General features: G+C 69.0%; 27 protein-coding genes, 3 tRNA genes and 1 pseudogene. 24 read left to right on the top strand and 7 right to left on the bottom strand.

Translation table 11 applies throughout. The features are described from left to right. The first annotated feature begins 108 nt into the window (after window positions 1-108). From APR04_RS20775 to APR04_RS20735, 9 genes are all read left to right on the top strand, one after another. The gene (locus APR04_RS20775) at window positions 109-1,104 is read left to right on the top strand and encodes a class I SAM-dependent methyltransferase (RefSeq protein ID WP_253873830.1); all 996 of its coding nucleotides are present in this window, start codon (window positions 109-111) and stop codon (window positions 1,102-1,104) included. A gap of 35 nt (window positions 1,105-1,139) precedes the next feature. Beyond that, window positions 1,140-1,919 (top strand): fumarylacetoacetate hydrolase family protein, encoded by a 780-nt coding sequence (locus APR04_RS20770; protein ID WP_253873828.1) that lies wholly within the window; start codon window positions 1,140-1,142, stop codon window positions 1,917-1,919. Between the two features lies 1 nt (window position 1,920). Next, entirely contained in the window at window positions 1,921-2,517 is a 597-nt protein-coding gene (locus APR04_RS20765) for an NUDIX hydrolase (protein ID WP_253873826.1), read from the top strand. Window positions 2,518-2,536: 19 nt separating this feature from the next. Continuing rightward, window positions 2,537-4,033 (top strand): glutamate--tRNA ligase, encoded by a 1,497-nt coding sequence (gene gltX / locus APR04_RS20760; RefSeq protein WP_253873823.1) that lies wholly within the window; start codon window positions 2,537-2,539, stop codon window positions 4,031-4,033. 111 nt (window positions 4,034-4,144) lie between these two features. Then, entirely contained in the window at window positions 4,145-5,209 is a 1,065-nt protein-coding gene (locus tag APR04_RS20755) for a CPBP family intramembrane glutamic endopeptidase (RefSeq protein WP_253873821.1), read from the top strand. Next, window positions 5,206-5,988: an HAD family hydrolase gene (locus APR04_RS20750; RefSeq protein WP_253873819.1), complete on the top strand. Its 783-nt coding sequence runs from the start codon at window positions 5,206-5,208 to the stop codon at window positions 5,986-5,988. The genes APR04_RS20755 and APR04_RS20750 overlap by 4 nt, the downstream gene beginning before the upstream one ends. Before the next feature lie 184 nt (window positions 5,989-6,172). Further along, a tRNA-Gln gene (locus APR04_RS20745) sits at window positions 6,173-6,244 on the top strand. Window positions 6,245-6,334: 90 nt separating this feature from the next. Beyond that, window positions 6,335-6,407, top strand: a tRNA-Glu gene (locus APR04_RS20740). Between the two features lie 37 nt (window positions 6,408-6,444). Beyond that, window positions 6,445-6,517: transfer RNA gene (locus APR04_RS20735), tRNA-Glu, on the top strand. A gap of 71 nt (window positions 6,518-6,588) precedes the next feature. Here the strand turns inward: APR04_RS20735 and APR04_RS20730 are convergent. The 3 genes from APR04_RS20730 to APR04_RS20720 all read right to left on the bottom strand — a co-directional run bounded on the left by APR04_RS20730 (window position 6,589) and on the right by APR04_RS20720 (window position 8,629). Then, window positions 6,589-7,473, bottom strand: a complete 885-nt coding sequence (locus tag APR04_RS20730) for a PH domain-containing protein (protein ID WP_253873817.1) — start codon at window positions 7,471-7,473, stop codon at window positions 6,589-6,591. 92 nt (window positions 7,474-7,565) lie between these two features. Next, window positions 7,566-7,748 carry a hypothetical protein gene (locus tag APR04_RS20725; RefSeq protein WP_253873815.1) on the bottom strand — a complete coding sequence of 61 codons (183 nt, stop codon included), beginning with the start codon at window positions 7,746-7,748 and terminating at the stop codon, window positions 7,566-7,568. 161 nt (window positions 7,749-7,909) lie between these two features. Beyond that, window positions 7,910-8,629: an IclR family transcriptional regulator gene (locus APR04_RS20720; RefSeq protein WP_026365378.1), complete on the bottom strand. Its 720-nt coding sequence runs from the start codon at window positions 8,627-8,629 to the stop codon at window positions 7,910-7,912. A gap of 89 nt (window positions 8,630-8,718) precedes the next feature. On the opposite strand from APR04_RS20720, the gene leuC reads away from it, so the two are divergent. After that, entirely contained in the window at window positions 8,719-10,275 is a 1,557-nt protein-coding gene (gene leuC / locus APR04_RS20715) for a 3-isopropylmalate dehydratase large subunit (RefSeq protein ID WP_253873813.1), read from the top strand. A 13-nt stretch (window positions 10,276-10,288) separates the two neighbouring features. Further along, window positions 10,289-10,924: a 3-isopropylmalate dehydratase small subunit gene (leuD, locus tag APR04_RS20710; protein ID WP_253873811.1), complete on the top strand. Its 636-nt coding sequence runs from the start codon at window positions 10,289-10,291 to the stop codon at window positions 10,922-10,924. Between the two features lie 80 nt (window positions 10,925-11,004). Here leuD and APR04_RS20705 read toward each other — a convergent pair whose 3' ends face one another. Continuing rightward, complete coding sequence (locus APR04_RS20705) at window positions 11,005-11,886, bottom strand: LLM class flavin-dependent oxidoreductase (protein ID WP_253873809.1); 882 nt, start codon at window positions 11,884-11,886, stop codon at window positions 11,005-11,007. Between the two features lie 71 nt (window positions 11,887-11,957). After that, a complete protein-coding gene (locus tag APR04_RS20700) occupies window positions 11,958-12,413 on the bottom strand; it encodes an Lrp/AsnC family transcriptional regulator (protein WP_253873807.1) in 456 nt (151 codons plus the stop codon). Window positions 12,414-12,477: 64 nt separating this feature from the next. On the opposite strand from APR04_RS20700, the gene APR04_RS20695 reads away from it, so the two are divergent. The 5 genes and pseudogenes from APR04_RS20695 to APR04_RS20675 all read left to right on the top strand — a co-directional run bounded on the left by APR04_RS20695 (window position 12,478) and on the right by APR04_RS20675 (window position 16,828). After that, window positions 12,478-12,711: a hypothetical protein gene (locus APR04_RS20695; protein WP_253873805.1), complete on the top strand. Its 234-nt coding sequence runs from the start codon at window positions 12,478-12,480 to the stop codon at window positions 12,709-12,711. A gap of 15 nt (window positions 12,712-12,726) precedes the next feature. Further along, window positions 12,727-13,395: pseudogene (locus APR04_RS20690) on the top strand (SMP-30/gluconolactonase/LRE family protein); the annotation flags it as partial. Between the two features lie 18 nt (window positions 13,396-13,413). Then, window positions 13,414-13,860: a ribonuclease HI gene (gene rnhA, locus APR04_RS20685; RefSeq protein ID WP_425569913.1), complete on the top strand. Its 447-nt coding sequence runs from the start codon at window positions 13,414-13,416 to the stop codon at window positions 13,858-13,860. Window positions 13,861-13,937: 77 nt separating this feature from the next. Further along, a complete protein-coding gene (lpdA, locus tag APR04_RS20680; protein ID WP_253873800.1) occupies window positions 13,938-15,341 on the top strand; it encodes a dihydrolipoyl dehydrogenase in 1,404 nt (467 codons plus the stop codon). Between the two features lie 182 nt (window positions 15,342-15,523). Further along, the gene (locus tag APR04_RS20675) at window positions 15,524-16,828 is read left to right on the top strand and encodes a tyrosine-type recombinase/integrase (RefSeq protein WP_253873798.1); all 1,305 of its coding nucleotides are present in this window, start codon (window positions 15,524-15,526) and stop codon (window positions 16,826-16,828) included. 83 nt (window positions 16,829-16,911) lie between these two features. Here the strand turns inward: APR04_RS20675 and APR04_RS20670 are convergent, their stop codons facing one another. After that, on the bottom strand, window positions 16,912-17,124 hold the full coding sequence (locus tag APR04_RS20670) for a helix-turn-helix domain-containing protein (protein ID WP_253873796.1): 213 nt from the start codon (window positions 17,122-17,124) through the stop codon (window positions 16,912-16,914). A 246-nt stretch (window positions 17,125-17,370) separates the two neighbouring features. Here APR04_RS20670 and APR04_RS20665 point away from each other — a divergent pair, with 246 nt between their 5' ends. The 7 genes from APR04_RS20665 (at window position 17,371) to APR04_RS20635 (ending at window position 24,318) form a co-directional block, all read left to right on the top strand. Continuing rightward, window positions 17,371-18,264 (top strand): LLM class F420-dependent oxidoreductase, encoded by an 894-nt coding sequence (locus APR04_RS20665; RefSeq protein ID WP_253873794.1) that lies wholly within the window; start codon window positions 17,371-17,373, stop codon window positions 18,262-18,264. Between the two features lie 86 nt (window positions 18,265-18,350). Next, on the top strand, window positions 18,351-18,701 hold the full coding sequence (locus tag APR04_RS20660; RefSeq protein WP_253873792.1) for a winged helix-turn-helix transcriptional regulator: 351 nt from the start codon (window positions 18,351-18,353) through the stop codon (window positions 18,699-18,701). Window positions 18,702-18,902: 201 nt separating this feature from the next. Then, on the top strand, window positions 18,903-19,649 hold the full coding sequence (locus tag APR04_RS20655; protein WP_253873790.1) for an SDR family NAD(P)-dependent oxidoreductase: 747 nt from the start codon (window positions 18,903-18,905) through the stop codon (window positions 19,647-19,649). A 74-nt stretch (window positions 19,650-19,723) separates the two neighbouring features. Beyond that, complete coding sequence (locus tag APR04_RS20650; protein WP_253873788.1) at window positions 19,724-20,032, top strand: alpha/beta fold hydrolase; 309 nt, start codon at window positions 19,724-19,726, stop codon at window positions 20,030-20,032. A gap of 80 nt (window positions 20,033-20,112) precedes the next feature. Then, window positions 20,113-21,287, top strand: a protein-coding gene (locus tag APR04_RS20645) for an IS3 family transposase (RefSeq protein WP_253873786.1) whose coding sequence is annotated in 2 segments (ribosomal slippage) — window positions 20,113-20,386 and window positions 20,386-21,287 — 1,176 coding nt in all. Because the reading frame shifts where the segments join, the coding sequence is not laid out codon by codon here. A gap of 103 nt (window positions 21,288-21,390) precedes the next feature. After that, the gene (locus APR04_RS20640) at window positions 21,391-22,209 is read left to right on the top strand and encodes an HD domain-containing protein (protein WP_253873784.1); all 819 of its coding nucleotides are present in this window, start codon (window positions 21,391-21,393) and stop codon (window positions 22,207-22,209) included. Between the two features lie 9 nt (window positions 22,210-22,218). Further along, window positions 22,219-24,318 carry a hypothetical protein gene (locus APR04_RS20635; protein WP_253873782.1) on the top strand — a complete coding sequence of 700 codons (2,100 nt, stop codon included), beginning with the start codon at window positions 22,219-22,221 and terminating at the stop codon, window positions 24,316-24,318. A gap of 56 nt (window positions 24,319-24,374) precedes the next feature. Here the strand turns inward: APR04_RS20635 and APR04_RS20630 are convergent, their stop codons facing one another. Next, window positions 24,375-24,968 (bottom strand): CbrC family protein, encoded by a 594-nt coding sequence (locus tag APR04_RS20630; RefSeq protein WP_253873780.1) that lies wholly within the window; start codon window positions 24,966-24,968, stop codon window positions 24,375-24,377. 234 nt (window positions 24,969-25,202) lie between these two features. Here APR04_RS20630 and APR04_RS20625 point away from each other — a divergent pair, with 234 nt between their 5' ends. Further along, window positions 25,203-25,955 carry a hypothetical protein gene (locus APR04_RS20625; RefSeq protein WP_253873778.1) on the top strand — a complete coding sequence of 251 codons (753 nt, stop codon included), beginning with the start codon at window positions 25,203-25,205 and terminating at the stop codon, window positions 25,953-25,955. Window positions 25,956-26,066 lie beyond the last annotated feature (111 nt).

Raw genomic sequence — 26,066 nt, 5'->3', positions numbered from 1 at the left:
CCACGGAGCCGCCGTGCACCAGCCACGCCGTCGTTTCCGCTGGACAGACCGTCCCGAGGGATGAGAATGCAGATGTGCCGCCCCGCACGGCGCACATACAGTGCGCCCATGACCGGCAGCGCCAACGAGCACGACATGGCCCGCAGTGAGACGTCCAGCGACATGCCAAGGGAGACACCCAGGGGCAGGGTCCTGGACAAGGCCCAGCCCGCAGGGACCGACCCGATCGACGCGGTCGACGCCCCGAGCAGCCTCTCCAGCCTGAACAACCCGGGCGCGGTGAAGGACCTGACCAAGGAGTCCGAGTCGTACACGCACGGGCACCACGAGTCCGTGCTGCGCTCGCACCGGCGTCGGACGGCGGCCAACTCCGCGGCCTTCCTCCTGCCGCACCTGCTCTCCGACATGACGCTGCTCGACGTCGGCTGCGGCCCGGGCACCGTCACCGTCGACCTGGCCGAACGGCTCACGGCAGGCAGCGTCGTCGGCGTCGACGCGTCCGACGACGTGCTCGAGTCCGCCCGCGGCCTCGCCGACGCCCACGGCACCAAGAACATCAGCTTCGAGCACGCCAACGCGTACGAGCTGCCGTTCGAGGACGACTCGTTCGACGTCGTCTTCGCCCACCAGCTGCTGCAGCACCTGTCCGACCCCGTCGCCGCCCTGCGCGAGATGAAGCGCGTCGCCAGGCCCGGCGGGTTCGTCGCGGTGCGGGACGCTGACTACGAGGCCATGACCTGGTTCCCGGAGTCCCCGGAGCTCACCGAGTGGAACATGCTCTACCACGAGGTCACGCACACCTACGGCTTCGAGCCCGACGCGGGGCGCCGCCTCGCCTCCTGGGTGCGCGACGCCGGCTTCGACCCGGCGTCGATCGAGCCCGGCGCGAGCGTCTGGTGCTACGCGACCCCCGACGACCGCACCTGGTGGGGCGGCCTGTGGGCCGAACGCTGCACCCAGTCCAACTTCGCGGTCCAGGCCAAGGACTCGGCGCTCGCGGACGACGTCGCCCTCGAGCAGCTCGCCCAGGGCTGGCGCGAGTGGGCGGCGGCGCCGGACGGCTGGTTCGCGGTCCTCAACGGCGAGGTCCTGGCCCGCGCCTGACGCCCCACGACCGACGTGGACGTAGATTGGGGCACGTGCGCATCGCTAGATTCACCACCGGAAACGATCCCCGCTTCGCTCTCGTGCAGCAGGAGGGCGACAGGACCTTCCTCGCCGTCCTTGGCGGCGACCCCCTGTACATGCCGGCCATGCCGACCGGCGAGCGCGTAGAGCTGGGCGACGGCGTCCGGCTGCTCGCCCCGGTGATCCCCCGCTCCAAGGTGGTGTGCGTGGGCAAGAACTACGTCGACCACGCCAAGGAGATGGGCGGCGAGGTCCCGGCCAGCCCCCTGCTGTTCTTCAAGCCGAACACGTCGGTGGTCGGCCCCGACGACCCGGTCGTGCTGCCGGACTTCACGCAGGAGGTCTCGTACGAGGCCGAGCTGGCCGTCGTGATCTCGAAGGTGTGCAAGGACGTCACGCCGCGGAACGCGTCGTCGTACATCCTCGGCTACACGGTCGCGAACGACGTGACGGCCCGCGACGCCCAGCGCACCGACGGGCAGTGGGCCCGCGCCAAGGGCTTCGACACCTCGTGCCCGCTGGGCCCGTGGATCGACACCGACCTCAACCCGGAGGACGTCGGCGTGCGCTCGCGCGTCAACGGCGAGCCGCGCCAGGACGGCCGGACCCGCGACATGGTGTTCGACGTGCCGTTCCTCGTGTCGTACATCTCCGAGGCGATGACGCTGCTGCCGGGCGACGTGATCCTCACCGGGACGCCCGCCGGCGTCGGCAGGATCGACCACGGTGACCGCGTCGAGTGCGAGGTCGAGGGCCTGGGCGTCCTGGCCAACCCGATCGTGCGCCGCTGACGTGCCGGCGGTCGACGGCGCGTCGCTGCACGGCGACGCGCTCAGGGTGCTGCGCTCCTGGACCGGGCCGACGCCGGGGCAGGAGCTGCTCAGGGCCCGGTACGTGCGGCACCTCGAGGCGCACCGTGACGGTGTGTTCCGCGGCTCCGTACCGGACCACCTGACGGCGTCGACCATCGTGCTCTCGCACGACGGCGCCAGCGTGCTGCTCACTCTGCACGGCAAGGCGAAGCTGTGGTTCCAGCTCGGCGGGCACCTGGAGGCCGGGGACACGACCCTGGCCGGCGCCGCCGAACGGGAGGCGCGCGAGGAGTCAGGGCTGCCGCTGGCGGTCGATCCGGTGCCGGTGCACCTGGACGAGCACGTGGTGCCGTTCTGCCGGCCCGGCACCGGTGACGCGGCTCGCCCGGTGCACCACCTGGACGTGCGGTTCGTCGCGGTGGCGGACGCCGGTGCGGAGCCGGTCGTCTCGGACGAGTCGCTCGACGTGCGCTGGTGGGCGCTCGACGCGCTGCCGAACCCCGACCTGACCGAGCCGGTGGCCCTGGCCCGCGACCGAGGACGGGCGGGGTGCCGGTCCCGGCTCGCAGGTACGTGAAGCGCCTACGCTTGGGCTCGTGACTTCAGCAACCGACACCTCGACCGACCCGGCAGCCGATGCGGCCGTGCGGGTCCGCTTCGCGCCCTCCCCGACCGGCATGTTCCACGTGGGCGGCGCCCGCTCCGCGCTGTTCAACTGGGCGGTGGCGAAGCAGCAGGCCGGCACGTTCGTGCTGCGCATCGAGGACACGGACACCTCGCGGAACCAGCCCGAGTGGGTGGACGGGATCCTGTCGGCCATGGAGGCCCTCGGCATCACCAAGGACGACCCGGCGTTCGAGGGGCCGTACTTCCAGTCGGAGAACGCCGGCATCCAGAAGGAGGCCGCCCAGCGCCTGTTCGCCGAGGGCAAGGCGTACTACTGCGACTGCACCCGCGACGCCGTCCTCGCGCGCACCGGCAACCAGCAGACCGGCTACGACGGCTTCTGCCGCGACCGGGGCCTGGAGTACGCAGAGGGCCGCGCCCTGCGGTTCCGCACGCCCGACGACGGCGAGACGCGGGTCGTCGACCTGATCCGCGGCAACCCGACGTTCCCGAACAAGAACCTCGAGGACTTCGTCATCGCGCGCGGCAACGGCTCGCCGGTCTTCCTGCTGGCCAACGTCGTGGATGACATCGACGAGCACATCACCCTCGTCATGCGTGCCGAGGAGCACCTGCCCAACACGCCGAAGCAGCAGCTGCTGTGGGAGGCCCTCGGGCAGACCCCGCCGCAGTGGGCGCACATGCCCGTGATCGTCAACGAGAAGCGGCAGAAGCTCTCCAAGCGCCGCGACAAGGTGGCGCTGGAGGACTACCTGGCCGAGGGCGTGCTGCCCGACGCCATGGTCAACTACCTGATGCTGCTGGGCTGGGCACCGGGCAACGACGAGGAGATCCTCCCGTTCGACGAGCTCGTGCGCCGGTTCCGCGTCGAGGACATCAACTCCTCGTCGGCGTTCTTCGACATCAAGAAGCTCACCGCCTTCAACGGCGAGTACATCCGGGCCCTGAGCGTCCCCGAGTTCACGACGGCCTGCGGCCCGTGGCTGCACGCCCCGTACGCGCCGTGGACCGAGGAGCAGTTCGACAGCGAGGTGTTCGACGCCGTCGCGCCGCTCGCCCACTCCCGGGTGGCCCTGCTGTCCGAGATCACGAGCAACGTCGACTTCCTGTTCCTCGACGCCCCGGTCCTCGACGAGGACTCCTGGAACAAGGCGATGAAGGCCGGTGCCGCCGAGCTCCTCGCCGACGTGCGTACGGCCCTGGCCGACCCGGCGCTCGCCGGCTGGACGGCCGAGGTGCTCAAGGACACCGTCACCGCGGTGGGTGAGGCGCACGGCATGAAGCTCGGCAAGGCCCAGGCCCCTGTCCGCGTCGCCGTGACCGGCCGCCGGATCGGCCTGCCGCTGTTCGAGTCGCTCGAGGTGCTCGGCCGCGAGCGCACGCTCACGCGCATCGACGCGGCGCTGGCCCGCCTGACCGAGACCGCCGCCCGGACGTCGGAAGAGGTGCCTGCCGGGGCGGAGTGATCCGCCGGCAGTGCACCGGAGCGCCGTCGGCCCTGGCCGGCGGCGCTCCGGTTCGTGCGGGACACGGGCGGTATTTCACCCTCGTCCGGGGTTCTGGTCTACCGTGCTCGGGTGACCGACGCCATGACGCCTGACGCCGCGATGTCCACAGCAGAGATGCTCCACACGACGCGCGAGTATCCACAGGCCCTGCGTGGGCCGCGCCACAGGTGGTGGCGGCCGCTGCTCGGGCTGGCCGCGGTCGTGGCCTGTGTGGTCCTCCTGGTCGGGGTGATGCTGCTGTACGTGGTCGTCTTCCTCGTCGGCCAGGCGGTGGGCGTGCAGCTGCCGGAACCGTCGTCGCTCAGCGACGCGTGGTTCGTCTCGCCGGCGGGTCTGCTCGTGACCAACCTCAGCCTCGCGCTCGGCATCCCCCTCGCCCTGGTGGCGACGTGGGCGCAGGCCCGGCGTGCGGGGCTGGTCTCGTCCGTCCTGGGGCGGGTGCGCTGGCGACTGCTGCTCGGCGGGATCGGGGTGGCGCTGCTCCTCCTGGTGCCGCTCACCTTCGCCGGTGACCTCCTCCTGACCCAGCTGGGGCTCACGGCCGACGCCGGCACGGGGTCGGCCGGCCCGGATGCAGGTTCGGGGGCCGACCCGGGCACTGAGGAGTCCGGCTGGTGGCCGCTCACCCCGGCGTCCGGCTGGCTGGGGCTCGCCGCCGTGATCGTGCTCACCACACCGCTGCAGGCGGCCGGGGAGGAGTACTTCTTCCGCGGCTGGCTCTCGCAGTGGATCGGCAGCATGCTCCGGTGGCGGTGGCTCGCGATCATCGTGCCCGCGCTCGTGACGGCGCTCCTGTTCGCGCTCGCGCACGGCACGCAGAGCCCGTGGCTGTTCGGCGACCGCCTGGTGTTCGGCCTGATCGCGAGCCTTCTCGTCTGGCGGACCGGCGGGCTGGAGATCGCCGTCGCGATGCACGTGGCGAACAACCTGCTGGCGTTCGGCCTCGCCATCGCCTACGACGGCCTCGATGATTCGCTCCTGATCACCGAGGTGGCGCCCGCCGAGGGTGCTGTCAGCATCGCGGGCACGGTCATCACGGCCGCCGTGCTGCTGTGGTGGGCCCGACGGCGGCGGCCGGCCCTGGTGGTGCCCGAGCCCACGGCGGCGGCGGTGGGTCCCCTGGTGAGGGCATGACGACGGACGGCATCCTGTTCGACGTCGACGACACCCTCGTCGACACCAAGGGGGCCTTCGCGCTGGCGCTGGCTGCGGTGCGGTCGGCGTACCTGCCGCACGTCCCGCCCGAGCGGGAACCGGAGATCCTGTCGCACTGGCGCACGGACCCGGGCGGCTATTACCACCGCTACACGAGCGGCGAGCTGGACCACGTGACGCAGCGCCGGCTCCGGGCGGTGCTGCTGCACGAGACGTTCGGCGGGGCGCCCGTCACGAAGTCGTCCTTCGTGGCCTGGGACGCGCTGTTCTGGGGCACCTTCGAGAAGTCGTGGACGGCGCACGCGGACGCCCTGGCCGCCGTCCACGCGGTCGTCTCGGCGGGGATCCGGGTCGGCGTGGTGACGAACGCCGCGGCGGAGCTGCAGGAGCGCAAGCTGAAGCTGGCCGGGCTCCATGACCTGCCCGTGCTGGTCGGCGTCGACACGCTCGGCTTCGGCAAGCCCGACCCCCGGGTGTTCCTCGAGGGCGCGCGGCTGCTCGGTACGGAGCCGGCCCGGACGGCGTACGTGGGCGACGAGCCCACGGTGGACGCGCTGGCGGCCCACGGGGCGGGCCTGACGGGCGTCTGGCTGGACCGGCCGGGTCACCGGCGGGGTCCGGGCTACCACGGCTGTCCTGGGCTGTCTGACGGCGTCCTGCGGGACCCGCAGGACCCGGTCACGCTGCGGGCAGCGGGGGTCGTGGTGATCGAGACGCTGGCGGACCTCCCGGCGGCCCTCGGCTACAGCACCAGGTAGAGGGCGTTCTCGGCGCCGTCTCGTGCCGTTCCGAGCCGCCTCACCAGCCCGATCGCCCCTGCGTGACGGACAGCACGCTCTTTCCGTTTTGACCACCGTCCGAGGTCAGGTAGTGTTCTCCAGCGGTAAGGCCTCCACGGAAAGCCTGTCGGAAACAGGTGTATCCAGACGGTTATTACCCCCATGGGGTATGGTGTAATTGGCAGCACGAGTGATTCTGGTTCACTTAGTCTAGGTTCGAGTCCTGGTACCCCAGCGCAGAGCGCAGCGCACCGCAGTCGATGCAGATCGGCGACCTGGTGCGCTACGGTTCTCACCGACAACCGGTCCTTGACCGGCAGTTCAGGCCCCCATCGTCTAGCGGCCTAGGACGCCGCCCTCTCACGGCGGTAACGCGGGTTCAAATCCCGCTGGGGGTACGCAGGTCCACCGGCTTCGGTCGGCGGATCCGTTCGGGCCCCCATCGTCTAGCGGCCTAGGACGCCGCCCTCTCACGGCGGTAGCGCGGGTTCAAATCCCACTGGGGGTACAGCAGAAAGGCCCGGTCCACGCGGACCGGGCCTTTCGCCGTCTCGGGCCGTATCGGGTCCCTGGCCCCGCTCAGCGGATCTTCGGGTCCTTGCCGCCCTCGATGAACGGCTCGGGCCGCACCTCCGAGGCGTTCGGGTCGGCGGTGGGTCCGCCGGGCACGTGCTCGTCGTGCGTGCCGCTGCCCGTCCCCGACCAGGTGACCCCGGTGGGGTCGGTGCTCGCGGGGATCGTCGTGTCCTTGGCCGTGCTCTCCTCGGCCATGCTGTCCGGGTCGGCACCGCTCCGGGCGGTCGGTAGCTCGATGCGCTGCGTCGGCGGGTTGCTGCGCCGCCCTATCCGCGGCATGAGCGAGGGCGGCGAGAGTGCGGAGGATGCGTCCGCCGACAGGCTCGCCTCCGGCCGGATGTCCGGGTTGGCCTGCGCGGCCGCTTCGGCGTCAGCGGCGTCCGGGTGGAAGAGCGACGCGATGATGAGCCGGTACCGGGAGTCCGGCCGGGGTACCCAGGTGACCCGGTCGAGGGCCTGGTCCTGTCCGGCGGTCTCGAAGAGGAAGGTGCCGTAGCCGAGCAGCTGGCCCAGCGGCGTGCGCTCGTACCCGAGGTCGGTCACCTTCTCCGACGGCATCATCGCCACCCGGTGGACCAGGAAACCGTCGAGCAGCAGCAGCCGGCGGTCGGTCATGACGAACCACCGGGCCCGCCACTCCAGCCACTTGTACAGCAGGCGCCCGCCCAGGACGGCGAACGGCAGCCATACCCAGCCCATGTCGTTCCGGACGTTGGCGTCTACGGCGACGAGCAGAGCCATGGCCAGCACGAAGGCGGCCGCCGCAGTGAGGATCGGCTCCCACAGCATGCCCCAGTGGCGGTGCGTGGCGATGATGATCTTCTCGTTCGCCAGGATGTACCGCTGCAGGGCGCGGTTGGGGACGACGAAGTCCGCTGTAGCGCTCATGCGGGTCTCCCCGGAGGTGTGGTCGGTTGCGGTGCGTCGGTTCGAACCGATGGCCCGGTCAGAAGGTCGGCCTCGCTGCCGACCCTACGGGGTCAGCGGCCGATGGACCCGGTGAAGAGCTCCTCGAAGAACACACCGATGTTCGTGATCGCTCCCCAGATGACGTCCCAGAGGGCGCGCACGACGTTGGCAGAGCCTTCCGGGTCGTTGACCACCGAGTACAGCAGGAAGATCACGACGAGCCAGATGAGTATGAGCTTCACCTTGGGCGGCATCAGGTTCCTCCGACGTTGCCGCGTGCGCCCCTGGTGTGCACACGTCTCGGACGAGACTACTGATATCACCCCGACCAGGGGAATCACCAGGCCCGGCGTGGCGAACCGACGCTTACAGACCGCTCACGAGCCGTGCACCTCGTGGGCACCGCTCCGGTCGGCTACTCGCCGGACCGGTGCAGGACCTCGGTGAGCTTGTTCGCCGCCGCGACGACGGCGGCCGAGTGCAGCCGGCCGGGCTGGCGGGAGAGGCGCTCCACCGGACCGGACACGCTGACGGCGGCCACGACCCGGCCCGACGGCCCGCGCACCGGCGCGGAGACCGAGGCCACGCCGAGCTCACGTTCTGAGACCGACTGGGCCCAGCCCCGGCGTCGGACACCGGAGAGGATGGTGGCCGTGAAGGTCGCGTCACGCAGGCCGCGGTGCAGGCGGTCCGGCTCCTCCCAGGCCAGGAGCACGTGGGCGGCGGAGCCGGCGCTCATGCTGAGCGTCGCCCCTACGGGGATGGAGTCGCGCAGGCCCACCGGGCGCTCGGCGGCGGCGACGCACACGCGGTGGTCGCCCTGTCGCCGGTAGAGCTGCGCGCTCTCGCCCGTGTGGTCGCGCAGCGCGATGAGCACCGGGTTCGCAGCCGCCAGCAGGCGGTCCTCACCGGCGGCCGTGGCCAGCTCGTTGAGGCGCGGACCCAGCACGAAACGGCCCTGCATGTCACGGGCCACGAGCCGGTGGTGCTCGAGTGCCACGGCCAGGCGGTGCGCCGTCGGGCGAGCCAGGCCGGTCGAGGAGACGAGCTGCGCCAGGGTGGCCGGTCCGGCCTCGAGTGCCCCGAGGACGGACGCCGCCTTGTCCAAGACGCCGACTCCGCTAGTATCGTCCATACCGCGATATTGCCGTCTCGGAACGTGAGATTGCAAGTCGAAGCCCAAAGTTGTTTCTGACAGAGGTAGTTACAGGGAGGCGAACCGCAATGGCCGGCACGCTGGCGGAGAAGGTCTGGGAGGCGCACCTGGTGCGTCGAGGCGAGGGCGGCTCACCCGATCTTCTCTACATCGACCTGCACCTGGTGCACGAGGTCACGAGCCCTCAGGCGTTCGAGGGGCTGCGCCTCGCCGGACGTCAGGTGCGGCGACCCGACCTCACTATCGCGACCGAGGACCACAACACTCCCACGCTCGACATCGACCGGCCGATCGCCGATCTGACGAGCCGCACGCAGATCGACACGCTGCGCGCCAACGCCAAGGAGTTCGGCGTCCGGCTGCACAGCCTCGGCGACGCCGACCAGGGCATCGTGCACCAGGTCGGGCCGCAGCTCGGCCTGACGATGCCCGGTCTCACCGTCGTGTGCGGTGACTCGCACACGTCCACGCACGGCGCGTTCGGCGCTCTCGCGTTCGGCATCGGCACGTCCGAGGTGGAGCACGTGCTCGCCACCCAGACGCTCCCGCTGGCGCCGTTCAAGACCATGGCGATCACGGTCAACGGGACGCTGCCCGCAGGCACGACGTCCAAGGACATCATCCTGGCGATCATCGCCAAGATCGGCACCGGCGGCGGACAGGGCTACGTGCTCGAGTACCGCGGCGAGGCCATCCGCGCGCTGTCCATGGAAGCCCGGATGACCATCTGCAACATGTCGATCGAGGCCGGCGCCCGCGCGGGCATGATCGCGCCGGACGAGACCACGTTCGAGTACCTCGAGGGCCGTCCCCACGCGCCCGAGGGCGAGGACTGGGACGCCGCCGTCGAGTACTGGCGGACCCTGCGCACGGACGACGACGCGCGGTTCGACGCCGAGGTGGTGCTCGAGGCCGCCGACCTCGAGCCGTTCGTCACCTGGGGCACCAACCCGGGCCAGGGCCTGCCGCTGTCGGCCTCCGTGCCGGTCCCGGCGGACATCGCCGACGAGGGCGAGCGCGAGACCGCTGCCAAGGCCCTGGAGTACATGGGCCTGACCGCAGGCACGCCGCTGCGCGACATCCCTGTCGACACGGTGTTCATCGGCTCCTGCACCAACGGGCGCATCGAGGACCTGCGGTCCGTCGCGAAGGTGGTCAAGGGCCGCAAGAAGGCTGACTCCCTGCGGGTCCTGGTGGTCCCGTCCTCGGCCCGGGTACGGCTGCAGGCCGAGGCCGAAGGCCTCGACGTGATCTTCAAGGAGTTCGGCGCCGAGTGGCGCAACGCCGGGTGCTCGATGTGTCTGGGCATGAACCCGGACCAGCTCGCGCCGGGGGAGCGGTCGGCCTCCACGTCGAACCGTAACTTCGAGGGCCGCCAGGGCAAGGGCGGACGTACCCACCTGGTCTCGCCGCTGGTCGCCGCGGCGACGGCGATCCGGGGCACCCTGTCGAGCGTCGGTGACCTGGACCTGCCGGACGCCATCGACATCACCACGTTCGACGGCACGCCGCTCGACGGCGTGGGCGCGTCCCCGCTGGGCGAGTCCGTCGTCGACCTGCCCATTCCCGTAGCGATCGGGTCCGCCCCGAGCGGGTCCGCTGCCGGCCAGCCCGCGCTGCGCTGAGAGGAGCACGACCATGGAGAAGATCCACACCCACACCGGTGTCGGCGTCCCGCTGCGGCGCAGCAACGTCGACACCGACCAGATCATCCCCGCCGTGTACCTCAAGCGGGTCACGCGCACCGGGTTCGAGGACGCGCTGTTCGCCGCGTGGCGGGGCGACCCCTCGTTCGTGCTGAACCAGGAGGCGTACTCGGCGGGCTCCGTGCTCGTGGCCGGGCCGGACTTCGGCACGGGCTCCTCGCGTGAGCACGCCGTCTGGGCGCTCAAGGACTACGGCTTCCGGGTCGTGCTGTCCTCCCGATTCGCCGACATCTTCCGCGGCAACTCGGGCAAGCAGGGCCTCGTGGCAGGCGTCGTCTCGCCCGAGGACCTCGAGATCCTGTGGAAGATCCTCGAGACCAGGCCGGGCACCGAGGTGACCGTTGACCTCGAGGCCAAGACCGCGACGGCCGACGACGTCACCGTGCCGTTCCAGATCGACGACTACACGCGGTGGCGCCTCATGGAAGGGCTCGACGACATCGGGCTCACCCTGCAGCAGGCCGACAAGATCACCGCGTTCGAGGCGACCCGGGAGCCGTGGCGTCCGAAGACGCTGCCGGCCCGGCACCTGCCGTCCGTGGAGATCGAGGCGGCGCGCCCGGTCTGACCGGGCAGTCGTTCACCGGCCGAACCTTCGTTGGTCGAGTTTGTCGAGACCGGTCTCGACAAGCTCGACCAACGGTCGTTCTAGATAGGCGGCGGGCCCTGGCGCACCTTCTCCAGGAGCAGCTCCGGCGTGACGGTGGCCGGGTCCCACCACGAGTCGATCCACCAGGTGACGCCCGCGTCGGCCATGACGCGGGCCTGCTCTGCGGCCTCGGCAGGGTCGGGGGAGAGCTTGCCCTGCAGGACGACCTCGAACGGACGGTCGCTCCGGGCGTCCGCCGTGCCGTTCCCCTCGGTCCCGTCCGACCGGTGCGCCGTGAGCCAGTCGACCAGTCCGGTGATGTGCTCTGTCGTCAGATCGTCCGTCGTGCCGCGCAGCTGCGGGACGATCCCGTCCCAGCGCAGCGTGCGCTTCAGGTTCTTGGCGGGCGGCCGCTCAGCGTCCCAGACGCCGACCGGCCACACCGGGATCCGGCCGTTCACCGGCTGCTCGGGAAAGCGGAACGGGCCGGTGCTGATGTGTTCCCCCTGGAACTCGAAGCCCTCTCCGGACCAGGACTGCTCGAGCCAGGCCAGCGTCTCGTCCAGCAGCGCTGCCCGCTCCTTCAAACCCATCGCCTGACCCGGAGCAGAGGTGAAGCCACGGTCGTCGGTCACCCCGACACCCACCGGCAGGACCAGACGACCGCCGGACAGGCGGTCCACCGTGAGCGCACGCTGCGCGAGCTCCCACGGGCGGTGCCGTGGTACGGCGAACACCATCGCACCGAGCGTGATGCGCTCCGTCACCGTGGCAGCGGCGGCGAGCACGGCGAACGGGTCGTAGACAGGCATCGCCCACTCACCGTCCAGGCTGATCGCGTCCCAGGTGAAGAAGCCGTCCCAACCATGCTCCTCGCTCTCGCGAGCCAGAGCGACGTGCTGGTCGATCGTGCCGAAGCTGCTGATGAATCCGAACTTCATACCGTTCCTCCGGGTGGCCCAGGTGCTTTTCCGACGTCACGGATCACGCTACGCCGCGCCTCTGACACTCCTCAGATCGGGTGGGGCGAGATGTGGGTGGGGCGCTCGAAGAACGTCTCCAGGACCACTATCGCGTCGGTGCCGGTGACGCCGTCGACGCCGAAGATCCGGCGCAGTGCCTGCTGCAGCTCTTCGGTGGACGCCGTGCGCACCTTCACGAGTACCGAGGCCGCTCCGGCGACGATGTGCGCCTCCTCGATCTCCGCGATCCGGGCCAGCGCGTCGCGGGTGGACGGGTCGCCCATCCAGGCGTTCGCGTCGACCATGACAAAGGCGAGCACGCCACGGCCGACGGCGTCGGGGTCGATCTCGATGGTCGTCCGGCGGATCACCCCGCGTTCTCGGAGCTTGCGCACCCGGTCGTGAGCCGCGCCGGCGGAAAGCCCCACGGACTTGCCCAGCGCTGTGTACGGCGTGGTCGCGTCCTGCTGCAGCAGCTTCAGGAGCTCCCGGTCGACGTCATCCATGGCAGGGACTATACCGATGACGATGGCTGTACAAGAATCGGCCCTCTCGTCTAATCTCCGAATCGTGTCTATATCTGAGACGGTTCCTGCCGAGTTTGTCGCGCTGGATGAGCGGTTTACCGGATGTGACGGCGACTACGTCATCAAGCGCCACTTCTCCGAGGCCAGGAAGACCGAGGGACCGGCCTACTTCGCGGGCGGGCGGTACCTCGTCTTCAGCGACATCCCGAACGACCGGCTGCTGCGCTACGACGAGACGACGGGCGCCGTCGGCGTCCTGCGGCACGGATCCGGCTAGGCCAACGGGAACACCGTCGACCGCCAGGGGCGCCTCGTCACCTGCGAGCAGGGCAACCGGCGGGTGACGCGCACCGAGCACGACGGCTCGCTCACGGTCCTGGCGGACAGCTACCGCGGCGAGCGCCTCAACAGCCCGAACGACGTGGTGGTGCGGGCCGACGGGTCCGTCTGGTTCACCGACCCCAGCTACGGGATCACCGGCGACTACGAGGGCAACAAGGGCGACTCCGATCTCGACGGCGCCTGCTACGTGTTCCGCGTGGATCCGGTCGACGGGGAGGTCACCGTCGTCGCCGACGACTTCGTCCGGCCCAACGGCCTGGCGTTCTCGCCCGACGAGCAGCGGTTGTTCGTGGTGGACACCCGCCAGGACCCGAGCCACATCAGGGTCTTCGACGTGACGGACGACGGGCATCTGACCGGTGGGGCGATCCATGCCACGTGCGACGCCGGCCGCTTCGACGGGATGCGCCTCGACACCGCCGGCCGGATCTGGGCGGCGGCCTGGGACGGCGTGCACTGCTTCGCTTCCGACGGCGACCTGATCGGCAAGCTGCTCCTGCCCGAGCCGGTCGCGAACCTCACCTTCGGGGGGTTCAAGCGCAACCACCTCTACATCACGGCGGGAACCTCGCTGTACTCCCTGCGGGTGACCTTCAACGGGGCCGAGTACCCGCGCTGACGAAGCTAGGGTTGCGCCGTGACACAGACGCAACCCGTGGTGGAGATGTGGACCGACGGCGCCTGCAAGGGCAACCCGGGGCTGGGCGGCTGGGGTGCGCTCCTGAAGGCCGGGGAGCACTCCAAGGAACTGTTCGGCGGGGAGAAGCTCACCACGAACAACCGCATGGAGCTCAAGGCTGTGGTCGAGGCGCTGCGGGCGCTCAAGCAGCCGAGCGAGGTCACCATCCACGTCGACTCGTCGTACGTGATGAACGGTATGAAGACCTGGATCGTCGGCTGGAAGCGCAACGGGTGGAAGACCGCTAGCAAGCAGCCGGTCAAGAACGTCGACCTGTGGCAGGAGCTCGACGCCGAGGTCGCCCAGCACACGGTGCGCTGGGTCTGGGTCAAGGGCCACGCCGGTGACCCGGGCAACGAGGCGGCGGACGTGCTGGCGAACAAGGGCGTCGACAGCGTGCGCTGACGGCGTGCCGTGGGTCGTAGCGGGAACGAGACCGAAGTCACGTCACGGCGATTGGCGCGCACTAATACCCTTGTCCCATGGCTTCCCACTACGACGTCGTACTCCTCGGTGCGGGCCCCGGCGGCTACGTCGCCGCTATCCGCGCTGCCCAGCTCGGTAAGTCCGTTGCGATCATCGAGGAGAAATATTGGGGCGGTGTCTGCCTCAATGTGGGCTGCATCCCCTCGAAGGCCTTGCTCCGCAACGCTGAGCTGGCGCACATCTTCAACCACCAGAAGGACCTCTTCGGCATGACCGGGGACGTCACGTTCGACTTCGGCAAGGCGTTCGACCGCTCGCGCGACGTGGCCGGCGGCCGCGTCAAGGGCGTCCACTTCCTGATGAAGAAGAACAAGATCACCGAGCTCGACGGCCGCGGCACGTTCCGCGACGCGAACACCATCGAGGTGGCGCTCAACAAGGGCGGCACCGAGACGGTCACCTTCGACAACGCGATCATCGCCACCGGCTCCGAGGTGCGCCTGCTGCCCGGCGTCGAGCTGTCCTCGAACGTGGTGACCTACGAGGAGCAGATCCTCACGCGGGAGCTGCCCAAGTCGATCGCCATCGTCGGCGCCGGCGCCATCGGCATGGAGTTCGGCTACGTCCTGAAGAACTACGGCGTGGACGTCACGATCATCGAGTTCCTCGACCGTGCGCTGCCGAACGAGGACGCTGACGTCTCCAAGGAGATCGCCAAGCAGTACAAGAAGCTGGGCGTCAAGCTCCTGACCTCGACCGCGGTCCAGACCGTCAAGGACGACGGCTCGTCGGTCACCGTCTCCTACAAGGGCGTCAAGGACGACAAGCCGGGCGAGCTCGTGGTCGACAAGGTCCTCATGGCCGTCGGCTTCGCGCCCAACGTCAGCGGGTTCGGTCTCGAGAACACCGGCGTGCAGCTCACCGAGCGTGGCGCCATCGCCATCGACGACGTCATGCGGACCAACGTGCCGCACATCTACTCCATCGGTGACGTCACCGCCAAGCTGATGCTGGCGCACGTCGCTGAGGCGCAGGGCGTCGTCGCCGCCGAGACCATCGCAGGGGCCGAGACCCAGCCCCTCGGCGACTACCGCATGATGCCGCGTGCCACGTTCTGCTCGCCGCAGGTCGCGTCCTTCGGCCTCACGGAGCAGCAGGCCCGCGACGAGGGCTATGACGTCAAGGTGTCGAACTTCCCGACGATGGCGAACGGCAAGGCGCACGGCCTCGGCGACACCACGGGCTTCGTCAAGCTCGTCGCCGACGCCAAGTACAACGAGATTCTGGGCGCCCACATGATCGGCCCGGACGTCTCCGAGCTGCTGCCCGAGCTCACGCTCGCGCAGAAGTGGGACCTCACGGCCGACGAGGTGGCACGCAACGTGCACACGCACCCGACGCTGTCGGAGTCTGTGCAGGAGACGGTGCACGGTATTGCTGGGCACATGATCAACTTCTAGTTGGTCGCTCGGCCGCCCTTGTGCGGTCGGCCTGGTCAGAGGCCCGGATCCGCGGAATTCCGCGGATCCGGGCCTCTTCGCGTCCCGGGGTGTCGTGGACACCTATGGACGTGAGGAGCCCCGAATTGCCTCCCCGAGAGGCACGCAGGAGGCACGCCGACACGACCAGGAAGGAACCGACGATGGGCACGAAAACCGAGGTACGGCCGCAAAAGCGAGAGGCATGGGGCAGGCTGCGCAAGCTGCCCTCGAAGCGCTGGCAGGCACGATATGTGGGTCCGGACGAAAAGGTCTACTCGGCGCGGACCGCGGACGACAAGCCGCTGACGTTCCTCACCAAGGGTGACGCTCGCGAGTGGCTCAATGGGGTGCACTCGGCAATCAGTCGAGGAGAGTGGCTCCCGCCCGGCGAGGCCGTGCGACGGCGGCGGGCCGCCGCTGGGGCCGCAGCCGCGCGGGACGTGACCTTCCGCGAGTACGCCGAGCGGTGGCTGGAGCGCATCGCGACGGAGCCTGGCAAAGGCGGCAAGCTCCGCCGGCCAGGCACCGTGATTGCGTACCGAGGGCGGGTGCGCAACTACCTCATGGTTCCGCTCGGGGACGTGAAGGTCCGGGAGATCTCCACTGAGCGGGTGCGGGCGCTCGTGATCAAGCTCGTCGCCATGCCCTCGGTGCTCAAGGAGGACGCCCCACACAACGGGATCGCTGGTGACGCCGTTGACGTGCTGAAGATGATTCTTAGGGCGGCGGTGCGTGACGGGCTGCTCGCGAAGATGCCGGACGTGCCGACGCCGACCCGGAAGTCCGTACGGCACGACGACGCCCACACACCCGAGGACGACGTCGCCACGCCTACCCAGGTCGACGCGCTCTACGTGGCCGTGCCGGAGCCCTGGCGGATCGCCGTGCTGTTCGCGGCGTGGTGCCAGCTGCGGCGCGGGGAGGTGCTGGGGCTGCAGCGGCACGACATCGTTTGGAACAGCGACCGGACGGCGGCGACGCTGTACGTTCGGCGGCAGAAGAACGGGAGTACGGGCAAGCTCACGGCTCCGAAGTCGGACAGCGGCCTCCGGTCGATGTCGGTCCCGCCGCTCATGATCGAGCGGCTGCGCGAGCACCTCGACCAGCACGTGGGGCGAGCACGGACGTCGCCGGTGGTGCCGGGTGTGGGGGGTAACCAGTACCTGTCGGCGTCGCGATGGAACGGCATCTGGGCGGCCGCTCGGGGCGCGGTGACGGGACTTCCGGACGGCTACCGGTTCCACGACCTGAGGCACACGGGGCTGACCCGGATTGCACAGGAGGGAGCGACCCTGGCCGAGCTTATGCGGCGTGGCGGGCACTCCGACGTGACTGTGGTGCTGCGGTATCAGAAGGCGACGATGGCCCGGGATATCGAGCTCGCTGCGCGGATGAGTGTGACGGCGGGGGAGGAGATCCGGCTGGAGCTGGAGCGTGCAAAGGCCGAGAGGGACAGGGCTGCTTGATGCTCGAGTGGCTGGACCTCCCTCGCGAGGAGGTCCAGCTGCTGTGGTCGCAAGGTGCGCGCTGCCGCGACCGGTCCTGGGTTTCACATGGAACGCGCTGATGGGATCGCGACAACAAGGCTCTGTGTCAGTTCATCGAGGTCGACCCGGATGAGCCTGCCTACTCGGTAGCCCGCGATGGTGCCGTCTGCGATTCGGCGACGCAGCGTCTTGACGGACACGTGGAGGTGCTCGGCGGCGTCGGCTAGCGGGACCAGGCGGGTGGGATGGGCGGGTGGTGGGCTGGTGTGCGGCATGAGGGCTCCTTTCGGGAGTTCGGCTCTATGCCGTAGGTGTGCAGCGACCTCCGGCGACGAGGCGCGAGGAATCGCAATCGCACTGACTGGCACCCGGTTTGTGGTCCCTGAGCCACCCGCGCCGGGGGGTACTTACAAAAAAGTAGGTACTTGTCCGTGGGAAGCAGCGGCAGTTGACTCGGTCTTGGCGCAGGCGACCAGGCCTGGTCGTCAAGCCCCGTTCCACGTCTGGGTGCACGAGACCCGGTGTCGCGGAGGCAATCAAGCGAACAATCGGAAGGCACATTCATGCCCGGCACGTCCAGCACCACCGACATCGAGGCCGCCGCGAGCCAGCCCCACCGCGTTCGCATCGGAGTTCAGCTGTGGCCCGGCGGCACGCCGGACTATGCGACCTGGCGCCGAGCGGTGCAGCACGCCGAGGAGCTGGGCGTCGATGCGATCTTTGGCTACGACCACTTCCACAAGCCCGCCGTTGACATCGTCGACGGCATCCCGCAGCTGCACGACGTGCAGGCAGACGTCAACAACTTCGAAGGCTGGACCGCTCTGGCGGCATGGGGCGAGAGCACGAGCAGGGCCGAGATCGGGCTCCTGGTGACAGCTGTCGCCTTCCGCAACCCCGACCTGCTTGCCGACATGGCGCGCACGGTCGACCACATCAGCGGGGGTCGCCTCATCCTCGGTCTGGGCACCGGATGGTACCAGAAGGACTTCGACGTCTATCAGTACGACTTCGGCACGACCAAGTCGCGCTTCGACCACTTCGAGGAAAGCCTCGTGCGCATCAAGAACCGGCTGCAGGAGCTGACTCCGGCCCCGGTGCGCGACATCCCGATCCTGATAGGCGGTGGTGGTGAGCGCCGCACCTTGCCGATCGTGGCGCGTCATGCTGACATCTGGCACAGCTTCGAGCCCATCGAGGAGTTTCGTCGCAAGAACGAATTGCTCAAGGGCCTCGCGGACAAGGCCGGACGCGACGAGGCGACCATCGAGCGGGGAATCGACTGGACCGACGAAGCCACCTCTGAAGCCTTCGTCGCCGAGGGCGTCACTCTGTTCACCACTGAGATCCACCCGGACGAGAACGGGTACAACTTCTCCGAGCTGGAGAAGATGCTCGCGTGGCGGGGCCGCTGACCGCGGGCACCAGGCCCGAGGCCTGAGTCCCGAATACCTCGGGCAGCGAGGGCAACAGCGATTGACCGATGGAAAGGTGTCTGCAGATGAGTGAGCGCGGGTTTTACTCCGGCTTGGACGCCGCCCTGTCCATCGTCGGCGGCAGGTGGAAGTCTCTGGTGCTGTGGCAGCTCGCCGCGCATGGTCCGCAGCGGTTCGGCCAGCTGCGCCGCCTCGTCGACGGTGTGACGGAGAAAGTTCTGATCGGCGCGCTCAAAGACCTTGAGTCAGCCGACATCCTGGTCCGCAAGGACTTCCAGGAGCTTCCCCCGCACGTCGAGTACTCGCTGACGCCGTTCGGCTCGAGTCTCGCCGAGACGCTGCGCCCGTTGTGCGAATGGGGATACGCCAACATGGACCGGATCGGGGAGCTCGCTAGCCAGCCCGTCAGATCCTGACGAATGCCGCCCGGTGTCCCTGCCGATGCCGAGCCTGGCCTGATATTCGTCCGCGGTCCACGCCGTGAATCTGGCGCGCATGCGCCTTCACGGTTTCCTGAGCGCGCCACCGTGGGTCTGGGGTGCTCACAACGATCTATTGCTGTAGCGGACAGCTACATCTTGAGAGGCGCGGCAAGACTGCGCCGAGATGGGAGAGTCATGTCGCTTGAGAACAAGGTTGCGCTGGTCACCGGAGCAGGGGCTCCCAGCGGTATCGGTGCGGCGACAGCGCACAAGCTCGCCGAGGAGGGCGCGTCGGTGATCATCACCGGCCGCAATGCCGAGCGCGGCGAACAGGTCGCGAGCGATCTTGCTGCCTTTGGCGATGTCCGCTTCGCGCTGGTGGACCTGGGTGACCGGAAGAGCGTCGCGAAGCTGATCGATGCCGTCGGCAGCGTGGACGTCCTCGTCAACAATGCCGCCAGCTATCGCGATTCACTGGGACCGGTGCTGACGCAGACCGTGGAGCGCAACGCGGAGTCGTGGGAGACGAACATCCAGGCACCCTTCCAGCTCGTGGCGGGGCTCGTGCCCGGCATGATCGAGCGGAAGTGGGGCAGCATCATCAGCGTGTCCTCGATCGCGTCGATGCTCGCCATGCCGGGCATGGCGACGTACGGGGCGCAGAAGGCCGCGATCGACGGGTACACGCGTGGCTGGGCGGCCGAGTTCGCCGAGCACAACGTCCGCGTGAACTCCGTCGCACCGGGCTCCATCGATACGGAGGCCGTCATCACCGAGATGGGCGGTGAAGAGGCGTTCCAGAAGCTCCGCGACCAGGCGGCGATCACCCGCCCGGCCAAGCCGGCCGAGATCGCGGAGGTCATCGCGTTCCTCGCTGGCGACAAGGCCAGCTTCATCACCGGGCAGGTCATCGTCGCCGACGGCGGCCGCGTCATCAAGTAGGCGACCTCGTGGCGTCCGCGCAGGGCACCTGGGCGGGCGCCACGAACGACTCCTCCAAGTCTTCGCGAGACAGCATGAGCCACGTGGTTCGCCAGGAGGAATCGTCCGACGACGACGCAGGCGGCGCGAACCTTCCCACGGCGCGCTCTCCCTCACGGGCGATCAACGTGCCCACCCTCCTGGTCACAGGGGACAAGGACCAGTACTGCACCGTCGACACGTGCACCCCGCAGACGATGCTGGCCGACGAAGGGCCGTACTACTCGGACCAGGCCGGCCTCACGTCAATCGTCGTGCCCGACAGCGGTCACAACGTGCAGCTGCACAAGAACGCACCGCAGACGAACGCTCAGATTCTGCGCTGGATCGAGTCTGCGGTCTGAAGATGCTGGTCGGGATTGCCCCAGGGATGGTTGACATCTGATCCGTACCGGCCTGTGGTCGGTGCTGGAAGGATGTTGTTGTGCCTAAGGCTTACCCACCCGGGTTTCGTCGTGACGTGATCGCGGTCGCCCGTCAGGGACAGACGCCGATCGCGCAGGTCGCCAAGGACTTCGGGATCACCGAGTCGTGCTTGCGCCGCTGGCTCAAGTCCGCAGACGTCGAGGACGGGAACCGTCCCGGTGCCACGCAGGCCGAGTCTGCAGAGCAGCGTGAGCTGAAGAAGGGCAACCGTGTCCTGGAGCAGGAAGTAGAGATCTTGCGTCGCGCGGCGGCGTACTTCGCCAAGGAGATCTCCCCAAAATGACCTACCCGCTGGTCCAAGAGCTTGCCGCTGACGGTCTGCCCGTCGCGGTGACCTGCCGGGTTCTGGGCTTCTCCCGGCAGGGGTACTACAAGTGGCTGGCCCGGCCGGTCACCGACGCCCAGTGGCGTCAGGCCCACCTGATCAACGCCGCCCTCGACATCCACACCGATGACCCGGAGTTCGGCTACCGCCTCATCGCTGACGACCTGAAAGACGCCGGACACGTCGTGAGCGAGAACACCATGCATGCGTTGTGCCGGCAGGTCGGGATCGTCTCGGTGATCCACCGTAAGAAGGGCACCGGGCGTAAGGCCGGCCCGCCCGTGCACGACGACCTCGTCCAGCGCGACTTCACCGCAAGTGCACCCAACCGGTTGTGGCTCACGGATATCACCGAGCACCCCACGAGCGAGGGCAAGCTCTACCTGTGCGCGATCAAGGACGTGTACTCGGGGCGGATCGTGGGCTACTCCATCGACTCGCGGATGAAGGCCCGCCTGGCCGTGGACGCGCTGGACCATGCCGTGAGCAGGCGTGACGTCATCCCCACGACCCCAGACGCGCTCGGCACGGTGCTGCACTCGGACCGCGGGTCGCAGTTTCGGTCCAAGAAGCTGCGCCGCGCCCTGAAGTCCCAGCAGATCACCGGGTCGATGGGCCGGGTCGGAGCCTGCGTGGACAACGCCGCGATGGAGTCGTTCTTCTCCCTGCTGCAGAAGAACGTCCTGAACCGGCGCCCCTGGACCACCCGCGAGCAGCTCCGGTTGGCGATCGTGACCTGGATCGAGAGGACCTACCACCGACGCCGCCGACAACGCCGCCTGGGCCGCATGACACCAATCGAGTTCGAGACCGTCTACGCTGACCGGACCCTGGCCCTCGCGGCCTGACTCATCAAAGAAGACATGTCAACCGTTCCTGGGGCAGGCCCCAGGCGAAGACCCGGACACGTGGCCAGTCGTGGTCTGGCGCCGTCACCAGACTCCAAGTCTGGTGGGGTTCGACATCGGGATGGTGGAGTTCCTCCGCCGTCTCGTGACCGCTGACCTGGACGACTCTCCGGGAAGCAACGACGAGGCGTGGGGCAATCGCGGACCGTTCGTCGGATGGCGCGAAGCATGGCGTCGGTGGGACGCAGGGCTCGACGAATACTCCGCTGCGCCCCGTCCGGAATTACTGATGGGCTCCTATGGCATGACCGGGATCCTGCCGTTGCCGGAATGGCTCGCAGGGGTACTGTCGGGGCACGAGACCCCGATACGTCTCGCGGTCTACCTGCGGCTCGTCCACGACGTCGCCGTTAACCTTCTCGACGGGGTCGCTGAGACCTTCCCGGAACTGAAGATCGACCGTCGAGCGGTCGAGTTCGGCGCTGTGACGCATGACATCGGCAAGATCGTCCACCGTGCTGAATTAACCGGCCCGGGCCGGGAGCACGAGGAAGCCGGCCAGCAGATCCTGCTCAGGATGGGCCACGACGAGCACTTGGCGCGATTCGCCGTGACCCATGGAACTTGGGATGTGCCCGACCGCCGGCTGGAGGACCTGCTGGTCACTCTCGCCGGCAAGGTGTGGACGGGCGAGCGCGTCAGAGACCTGGAGGAGAACATCGCCGACATGATCGCTGACCGCACCAGGAAGGACCGGCGGGAGGTGTTCCTGACGATCGGCAAGCTCTGTGAGGACCTGGCAGCCGGTGCTGACCAGCGGCTGGCGTTCCACGCCGCGGCACCCGTCGATCTTGGCCCTAACGGGCCGCTCGCTCCGCGCCAAGGCACGGATGTCGGTTTCGGTCGGCCGGTCAGCGGATAGGCTCGCGCGGTGCTCGATGACCTGGACACGATCGACTGGGACCGCTTGGGCGGGGCCTATGGGCCCGCGGGCGATGCGGCCGAGATTCTGCGAGGGCTCGCGTCGCCGGACGAGGGGGTTGCGGGTGAGGCGCTCGATGAGTTCTTTTCCTCGATCTGGCACCAGGGGACGGTCTATCCCGTGACTGCGGTCGCGGTGCCGTTCATCGTGGGCCTGGCCGCCGGTCGCGCTGTTCACCACCGGGATGCCCTGTGCTTCGCGTTGGGCGGGTTCGGAGATCCGAACATGAGCGACGGCAGCGCCCTACCCGCGGTTCGTGAGGCATTGCGAGACCACTCGGACTCGCTCCTACCGCTGCTGGAGGACCCCGAAGAGGCGGTCCGTGAGGCCGCTACCTACGCAGTTGCCTACTCGGGCGCCGGGGATAAGGCTGCGTCTGCTCTGGCCGCACGGCGGGAGGTTGAGGACGATCCGCAGGTTCAGGCAGGCATCGTGCTGGGTCTGTGTGCTGTCGATCCTGCTGTCGGCATCCCGGTGGCCGAGGCCGCGTTGCGCGATCCGTTCCCCGTTCCGCTCGCTGCGGCCCATGCGCTCCTCGACGCCAGGCGCGCGGTGCCTGACGAGGCGCTGGAACACCTCGCGGCCGCGATCGAGCGGGAAGCGGAGTGGAACGGCGCCTGGACGGAGTCCTTCACGCGGGTCGACGGTGTGATCGAACGTCTTGACTCCGTTGCTGCGCGGACTGTTGTCACGATGATGGGGACTGGCTCTGCGCAGAGTCGTGTCCGTCAGGCGGAGAACCTCGCCCTCCGCTCGCGTGCGAGCCGGTCCGCCGCGCGGGAGTCCGTTGGGCAGCTCCGCGAACTTCTGGCTGACGACGACGCCGACGTCGTAGCGGCTGCCGTCGCGGCAGCTGGCGACGCCGGCCATGCGGTGTCCAGCCTGGCGCCGGAACTGGCGCACCTCGCGCTCGGCGACGTCACCGACCACCGCGGTCCCGCGAACATGGCGATCGCCGTTCTGACCCGACTCCGGGACGACCGCGTCATTCCAGCACTGACTGCTGCATGGGAACGCGGCCGGTCGCCAGACGCGCTGCGGCTGCTCGGCGACAACGTCCCGTCCTTCGCCCCCGACCTCCTGGCCGCCATCCGTGGCCGACTGGCGATCGTGCTTGATGCCTCGGCGAGCGAGCGCGTCGAGTGGGCGACTTCCGCAGGATCGTCGAGAGGCCCTGCTCCGCTCATCGCAGTCCTCAGGGGCTGGGGGCCGGCCGCGGCACCCGCCCTCGGCGTCCTTGTCGACGCACTCCCCGTGGCTCCGTACGCCGTTCCCATGGCGCTGGCCGCGATCGGCCCGGCGGCCCGTGGCGCCGAGGCTGCGCTCCGCGCGGCGGCCGACGGCGACGGGCTTCCCGCGCTACGGGCTGCCCACGCCCTGCATCAACTGTGTGAGGAGCCTGCGCCGCTGATAGCGGTGGCCGCAGGGCTCCTGGACAACGGTCATCGGCTCACCGACTGGGACCTGAACCTGGTCGCAGAGGCTGGACCCGACGCGACGTCCCTGGTTCCGCGCCTGCGAGCACACCTGACCGGACGCGCTGCCGAGACCTACCCCGACCGGGAACTCCAAGTCGCCGCTGCCCGCATCGTCTGGCGCGCCGTCGGGGACATCGACGCCGTAGCCCCGACCCTGGACGCGGTGCTGCGAGCCGGTGAGAGGCCCGCAGCCCGAGCGGCCGAGCTGTCCGCAGAGCTGCCGCCTGAACTCCTCGGACGGTTTGTCCCAGCATTGCGAGGCCTCGCAGAACGCACTGAGTCGTTCCGCGGCCCTGCACGGGTTCCAGCGGCCCGCGCGCTCTGGCGTGCCGGCACTGCTACAGCCGGTCTCATTCCGCTGCTTCTTGAGGAGATCGCGGGTCCGTGGGGCAGCATCGATGGCACAGACCTGCTCACCGATATGGGCGACGCCGATGTCGTTCCCGGACTGCGCGCGCTTGCGGAGCAGGACGCTCGCATCGTCACCTCCGGCATCTGGGACAGCCTCGTCTGGGACGACGACAACCTGCGTCGGAGACTCCTCGATGCGATCACCACGCTGCTGACATGAGCCGGAGCACGGGCAAACGGATCGAGCGGTAGGAAGTGCACGACCTCCGGCAGAGGTCAGTCGCTGTCGACGAAACCCCGGCTCGTGGTGCAGTGCAGGCAACGGAACCAGTGGCACAGGATCGAGGCGTTGGTGTCGGCGCGCAGCTCAGCGATGAATTCGCCAGGTACGCCGACCTCTTCCAGAGCACGCCGCAACCCGGGTTCGTGCTCGATCGCGCAGCTGTCGGCCAGGCCGAGGTACTGCATCGCGTCGTTGCAGCAGACCAACCAGTCGACCTCCTGCCATGACGAGAACCCCGGCGTACGGCGGCACACCTCGTCGCGGACTGCCTCCGGGACCCGGAGGTACGGCGGAGTGGACCAGTCGGCCCAGTCAGGGTCATCCTCAAAACCCTGCGGCAGGTGACCGGCAATGTCGTTGAGGAACGCGTCGAACCTTGCCGCAAGAGATCCGTCGGCGATGCACCACGGGCACACCGAGTCCACGTCGTGCTCGGAGTAGACGGGCAAGGTGTACCGGTGCGACCGCTCCCGCCTGCACACCCGGCAAACCACCGGTTCGGCCGCTACGGCGCCGGTCGCCATCGGGTCTGGGTGGTACCGGAACACCGGCAGTGCTGCCCCCTCCTGCGGGCCTGGCGCGCTCATCCCCGCACCCATAGGTCGTCCCCCACCAGGGCGAGCTGCGGCCTGATGTCACGGATCTCCTTCGTCACGACCAGGACTGTAGTACCACCCGATCTGGACCACCCTGCACCGGCCGGCGCCATTTCGACCTCACCGGCGAACGACGCACACGCCCTTTGGCTGGACCCTATGAGCCGCGCCTGAGCATCGCCCGGAGCGCCGGGCGGGATTCACGTCTGCGGCAGGATGGCGTCCGTGCAGCAGCTCACCAGTACGGTCGCCGGCGCGTGCGATGCGTGGCTTGCCCCGCGCCTGGGGATGTCCTTCCGTCCCGCCACAGAACCCATCACCACGCCCGATGCGAAGCTTGGGGGGCAGCCGGTCTGGCTCGAAGCGCCGCAGTGGCCGCTGTCGCGGACCGACGGTGCCCTCATGATGTTCATCGGGCAGTTTCCTGTCCCGCAGAGTGACGGCCGGATCGCGTACCTGTTCATGACGGCCGAGGACCCCGGCCTGCGCGAGACCGGGGACCCCGAGGCGGGCGAGAACGCCGTCATCATCCAACCCGGCGGCCGCGTCCCCGACGTCGTGCGCACCGCCGATGCCGCCACCGGTCCCACGCTGTGGACCCGAGGGACCACCTGGGACGACGAGGTACCGGTCGAGCTGTCCGTCGACCTCACATCCCTGGACCCGGCTACGGACGGCTTCCTCGACGCGAAGGCCGCAGAGGGCGACGCCGAACGGCGCGGGCTGTACCCCGATCCCTACGAAGAGCTCGACGACAGCGCCGACACGACCCGCAGCTATGTCGGCGGCACACCGGTGTTCTGGCAGCCGCACCTCCCCTCGGTCCCGCCCGGCCTGTCGTGGCGGTTCTTCCTCCAGCTCGACGGCGCCGAAGGAACCGACGATGACCCGTACGCCCTGAACTTCGGCGGCGGCACCGCCTACGTCTTCCTCTCTCACGACACACTCGAAGGCCGCATCACCTGGGACTGCGTCTGATCACCATCGGCAGCGACTCCGAGACCTGCCTCGACACCCTCCGCGTCGCGCCACAGAGCGTGTTCACGGTGGAGGCGAACCTCATGCTTGCCGACGTCGACTTCAGCGGGA

The sequence above is a fragment of the Promicromonospora umidemergens genome (assembly GCF_024171995.1).
GTDB classification, from domain to species: domain Bacteria; phylum Actinomycetota; class Actinomycetes; order Actinomycetales; family Cellulomonadaceae; genus Promicromonospora; species Promicromonospora umidemergens.
The sequence above is the reverse complement of the archived record's forward strand: the minus strand, read 5'-3'. Positions and strand labels throughout refer to the sequence as shown.